The 4,539-nt window shown below is 63.7% G+C and carries 6 protein-coding genes; 3 read left to right on the plus strand and 3 right to left on the minus strand.

Annotated features, from left to right (window positions below; all coding sequences use genetic code 11):
- The 3 genes from ACE3S9_RS15310 to ACE3S9_RS15320 all read left to right on the plus strand — a co-directional run.
- A partial coding sequence (locus tag ACE3S9_RS15310; RefSeq protein WP_374547346.1) for a hypothetical protein occupies positions 1-206 on the plus strand: 206 nt, incomplete at its 5' end.
- A complete protein-coding gene (gene serC, locus ACE3S9_RS15315; RefSeq protein ID WP_374547347.1) occupies positions 151-1,167 on the plus strand; it encodes a 3-phosphoserine/phosphohydroxythreonine transaminase in 1,017 nt (338 codons plus the stop codon). The genes ACE3S9_RS15310 and serC, both read left to right, overlap by 56 nt.
- A 4-nt stretch (positions 1,168-1,171) precedes the next feature.
- Entirely contained in the window at positions 1,172-1,900 is a 729-nt protein-coding gene (locus ACE3S9_RS15320; RefSeq protein ID WP_374547348.1) for a dihydroorotate oxidase, read from the plus strand.
- A gap of 31 nt (positions 1,901-1,931) precedes the next feature.
- Here ACE3S9_RS15320 and ACE3S9_RS15325 read toward each other — a convergent pair whose 3' ends face one another.
- The 3 genes from ACE3S9_RS15325 to ACE3S9_RS15335 form a co-directional block, all read right to left on the minus strand.
- On the minus strand, positions 1,932-2,555 hold the full coding sequence (locus tag ACE3S9_RS15325; RefSeq protein WP_374547349.1) for a helix-turn-helix domain-containing protein: 624 nt from the start codon (positions 2,553-2,555) through the stop codon (positions 1,932-1,934).
- Positions 2,556-2,724: 169 nt separating this feature from the next.
- Positions 2,725-3,570, minus strand: coding sequence for an iron-sulfur cluster repair protein YtfE (ytfE, locus tag ACE3S9_RS15330; RefSeq protein ID WP_374547350.1), 846 nt, complete (start codon positions 3,568-3,570; stop codon positions 2,725-2,727).
- Between the two features lie 516 nt (positions 3,571-4,086).
- Positions 4,087-4,539 (minus strand): formate dehydrogenase accessory protein FdhE (locus ACE3S9_RS15335; protein ID WP_374547351.1); only part of this gene is annotated, 453 nt, incomplete at its 5' end.

Below are 4,539 nucleotides of genomic sequence, written 5' to 3' on the forward strand. Positions count from 1 at the left end.
GATTCGATCGGATCGCAATCGACTCCAGTTTCCTTATGTTGTCGCGTTTTCGCGAAAAACCGGCATCCACTTTTTCGCACGCTGCTATAGAGCCGAATGATGACCTCGTTCAGTTTCGCCTCGGCACAGGGACCTCTCCCGCCGAGCGTAGTGGCGAAAATCCGCGAGGAGATCGGCGCGCCGCATGGCGCATTGCCGCTGCTTGAATTGCCGTTTTCCGGAACGGAATTCGAGGAAATCCGCGCGGCCGCCGAAGCCGATCTGCGCGCCCTGCTCAGCCTGAACCACACATATCGCGTCCTGTTCCTGCAAGGCGGCGCGACCGCCATGTTCGCGCTGACGCCGATGAACCTGCTCCGCCGCGGCGAAATCGCCGACCATGTGCAAGCCGGCCTCTGGTCGCGGCGCGCCGCCGAGGCCGCCGCCGGCTGGGCCGATGTTCGCATTGCGGCCACCGGCGATGGCCGATCCCTGCCCGCGCCCGCGACATGGCGCTTGTCCGGTCAGGCCGTCTATCGGCATCTGACCACGACGGAAACTGCCGAAGGTCTGCAATATTTCGCCTTTCCCGAACGCGACCACGTCCCCCTTGTCGCCGACATGACGGCGGATTTCCTCACCCGCCCGATCCCGCTGGCGCCCTTCGGCCTGATCTACGCCAGCGCCCAGAAAAACCTCGGCATAGCCGGCCTCACCGTCGTGATCGTTCACGAGGCGCTGCTGGAGCGCGCGCAGCCCGGCGTTCCCGCGCCGCTCAGCTTCGCGCGCCAGGCGGCTAACGATAACAAGGTCAATACGCCGCCCGTCTTCGCCATCGCGGTCGCCGGAAAAATGCTGCGCTGGTTACGCGAAACCGGCGGCCTCGACGCCGCGCGGGCCCGCAATGCGCGCAAGGCCGAAATGCTTTATGCGGCGCTCGATCGCGACGATTTTTACATCCGGCCAATCGCCCGCGAACACCGCTCGACGGTCAGCGTGCGCTTCCAATTGGCGAACGCTCGCCTGGAAGAGGAATTCGTGCGTGAGGCCGAAGCCGCCGGATTGTTCCATTTGCGCGGGCACCCCGCGATCGGCGGCTTGCGCGCTTCGCTCTACAACGGCGTGACGGAGGAGGCCGTCGAGGCGCTCGCGGCGTTTGTTGCGGCATTTCGGCAGCTGCGAGGCTGACGACATGACGAACGCGTGGGAGCATCGCCCTGTTGTCGCCATGGGACTGACTTTCGCCGGCCCTCTTGGCGTGGCCCCTGGCGTGGACCGCGACGGCGGCCAGATCGGCGCGCTCGACCTCGACGGCTTCGGCCATATCGAGATCGGCACGGTGACCCCGCAAACCCGGATCGCCATCGGCGCGCGTCCGCGCAACCTGCGCGTCGGGATCAATTTTGGCAGCGAGCGGCAGGGATTGAACGAATCCGTGATCGCCGATTATTGCGCCGCCCTGCGCGGGGCCTATTCGCACGCCGATTACCTCTGCGCCAATCTGTCTTCGCCCCGTGGCGGGCGCGACGGAAACAGCCCGGGCGCGAGCGCTCTGATTGCGCGCGTTCTGGAAGAGCGGGACAAGTTCGCCGCTGCATCGGGGCGCTGCAAGCCGCTACTGGTCAAACTGGCCGCGTCCCACGGAGACGACCGCCTCCCCATCGCGCTCGTGGAGGCCAGAGGCCAAAAACTCGACGGCCTCGTGCTTGCCTGCAGCGATCTGGGCGTCATCGCCAGGACAAGGGAACTGATCGCGGATTTGACGCTGATCTCTGTCGGCGGCGTCACGACCGCGGCCGATGTCGCGTCTCGCCTCGCGGCGGGCGCGACTCTCGTCCAGACCTATTCCGCCTTCGTCAACGGCGCTGTTCAGGCGCTCCGGGATTGCGGCGCGATGCCTTCGCCCCTGACAGGGCATTAATAGACGCACCGCCCCCGGCCGGTTCGTCGGTTCAGTCCTCGGCATAGAAGAGCGGCGGGTGCGACGCCGCAAGCCGCGCGAGCGCCTCCGGATCGCAAATTTCGATCGCGCCGCCGCGCACCCGGATATGGTCCTTGGCGAGCGTCGCCAGGCTTCGGGAAAAGACTTCGGGAACCATGCCGAGCCGGGCCGCCAGCCCGCGCTTGTCGAATGGCGCGCGGACGACGTGCCGGCCGCCTGTCGCGGCGTCGCGTTCGACAAGCCATTTCGCCAGGCGTTCGACGCTTGTCAGCAGCGTCTGGCTTTTCACCTCACGCGTCACCGCGCGATAGCTATGAGCCATCTCAAGCGCCGCGGTCCGCGCGAAGGTTTCATCGGTTTCAAACGCACGACGAACGGCGAGCGCCGGAACCAGAAGCAGCTCCGACCGTTCGAACACGCGGGCGGAGGTCAGTTGCGGCCTGTCCATCAGAACCCCGGCCATGATGAAGGAATGCGGCGGCTCGATAACGACGAACTCCGTCTCCTGTCGGCGATAACGCGAATAAAGCTCGACAGCCCCGGACAGGACGACGTGAAGCCAGCGCGGCTCCGCGCCTTCCTGGATCAGGGCGTCGCGCGGCGAAAAGACGCGCCGCTCGCTGCGTCGAAGCAACAGGTCGATGGTGTCTGAGCGGCATTTCGCCCAAAGCGGATGGCCTCTCAGACGGTCTGCCGTTTCGGTAGCTGGCGCCAAATCGTCCTCGCGATGTGCAAGCATTCCTGGCTTCCCGGCGCATTTCTTTCATTCAAACGCCATGCGGCGCTTCGCCAAGGCGAAGCCTTCACCCTTTGAACTGCGGGAACAACAGGTTGTTCTCCGTGTGGATATGCTCTTTAAGATCGTCGGACAGCTTCCGCAGACCGGCGTAAAGCGCGCGCCATGAGCCGCAAGCATCGTCCGGCGGCTGCATGTTGTGGGCGATGACCTCGAGCTGCTCCAGAGCCTCGCCATGGCCCTCGTGTTCAAACTCCATCACGGAAATGGGGCCGGCCGCCATGGGATGGCCCGCGCGGATCATCGGGAAAAGCATCGCCTCTTCCTTCTGCATATGCGCGTCAAGCTCGGCCGCCAGCGCGCTCAGGAAGTCGGCCAGCCCCTTGGGCGCCTCAGGATGATCCGCGTGAACCTGCTCGACTCGCCGCGCCAGCCGCAACAGTTCGGGCAACTCGCGCCGGTGTGTCTCGTGATAACGGGAGAGGATGAATTCAATGAGTTCGTCCGGCTCTTCCGAGCCCATCGTCGGTTGCTCGTCAAGCGCGGCGAGTCGCCGCTCGACCTCGCTCAGATCGAGCCCGCGCTTTTCAACCGCGCTGGCCAGCGTCTGCCGCCCTCCGCAACAATAGTCGAGCTTGAATGAGCGAAACACCGCCGTGGCGCCTGGCAAGCGCGCCGCGATCTCTCCGACAGGGGTTTCGCCAAAGTTCAAACAAGGCTTTTCAGTCTGGATCATGCCCGCCTCACGCAAAGGAGAAGTGTGCGCACTGTCCTTCGTCGCGCGCGGCGCATCGTTGCGGATGGGCAAATTCGTTGTCGGTTCGTCAGGAAAATCTGTCCGATAGGCGAGCTCAGGCGACGCGCCGCAGCGATGATCCGATCGTGGCGCTTCCCCGTCGCTTTTCCGCTTCACCGGCTGGAACGCCTCGATCCGTCACATCTTGAAATTACACGGCGCCGCCCCGTTCCGGCGAAGCGGTTTCAGCCTGAATGGCGTCGTTTGATAAGCCCGAATTTAGGCCTTGTCCTTCCCTTCGATAGGAGTCAAGAATGTGGCCGGTCGCGAAAATTCATTTGGAAAAACGGATATGCCGACCACTCTTCCCATTCGGCCGCATCCGATTAGCGTGAGGTTGCCCCACGTCCGCATATTCGCCGTGGAATTGGTTTTATTCTTCTGTGTTCTTGTCCTATTTTCCTTGGCGCGACCGATAGACGCCGGATTGGCCCCTGAATTTGCGGCGCTCGCCTATTCCCCATGAAAGTCGGGTTTGCGAACTGGCGTTCGCGTATGTTGGCGAGGAACAAACCAAGTTACTGCGGCTGCTTTATCAGCCTCGCTCCAGCCCCTCATTCTCCGCGCTAAACACGACGCCTGCGGCCTCGTGGGTCGCGGGTTGTGGCATTGGTGCGATCCCGAACAAGCGACTTACGGAGAAGGCGCCGCCACGATCATCAAGGGATTCGCGTTGAACCGGACATAGCCTTCCTCGCGAACCAGCAGGTCGAGGCCGAACGAGGCAATGTCATCGGCCAATGGTTCGATCTCCGGCCGCCGATCCTCGCGGAACTGTTTGGCGTAGCCGTGGCATTTGCCGCAGATTTCCGCGACGATGTCCTTTGACAATTCCTCGATCAGGCGTTGCGAGACGCCTTCGGTCGAACCGCACATGACGCATTTCACGCGAACATAGTTCCATCGCGTCGCGCAAAGACCGCAGCAGCAATAACGGGCGCGCGAGGCTTCGGCCCAACCGACAATGGACGACGCGACGGGCGCGCCGCCACAAACGGGGCAGACGCCGTCTCCAACCGGCCGCAGATGGGAAGCATCCAGCCCGGCCGCCAACCGCGTCAAATAAAGCTGCAAGGCCGCCGCGAC

It is taken from the genome of Rhodoblastus sp., from assembly GCF_041915505.1.
Lineage (GTDB): Bacteria > Pseudomonadota > Alphaproteobacteria > Rhizobiales > Beijerinckiaceae > Rhodoblastus.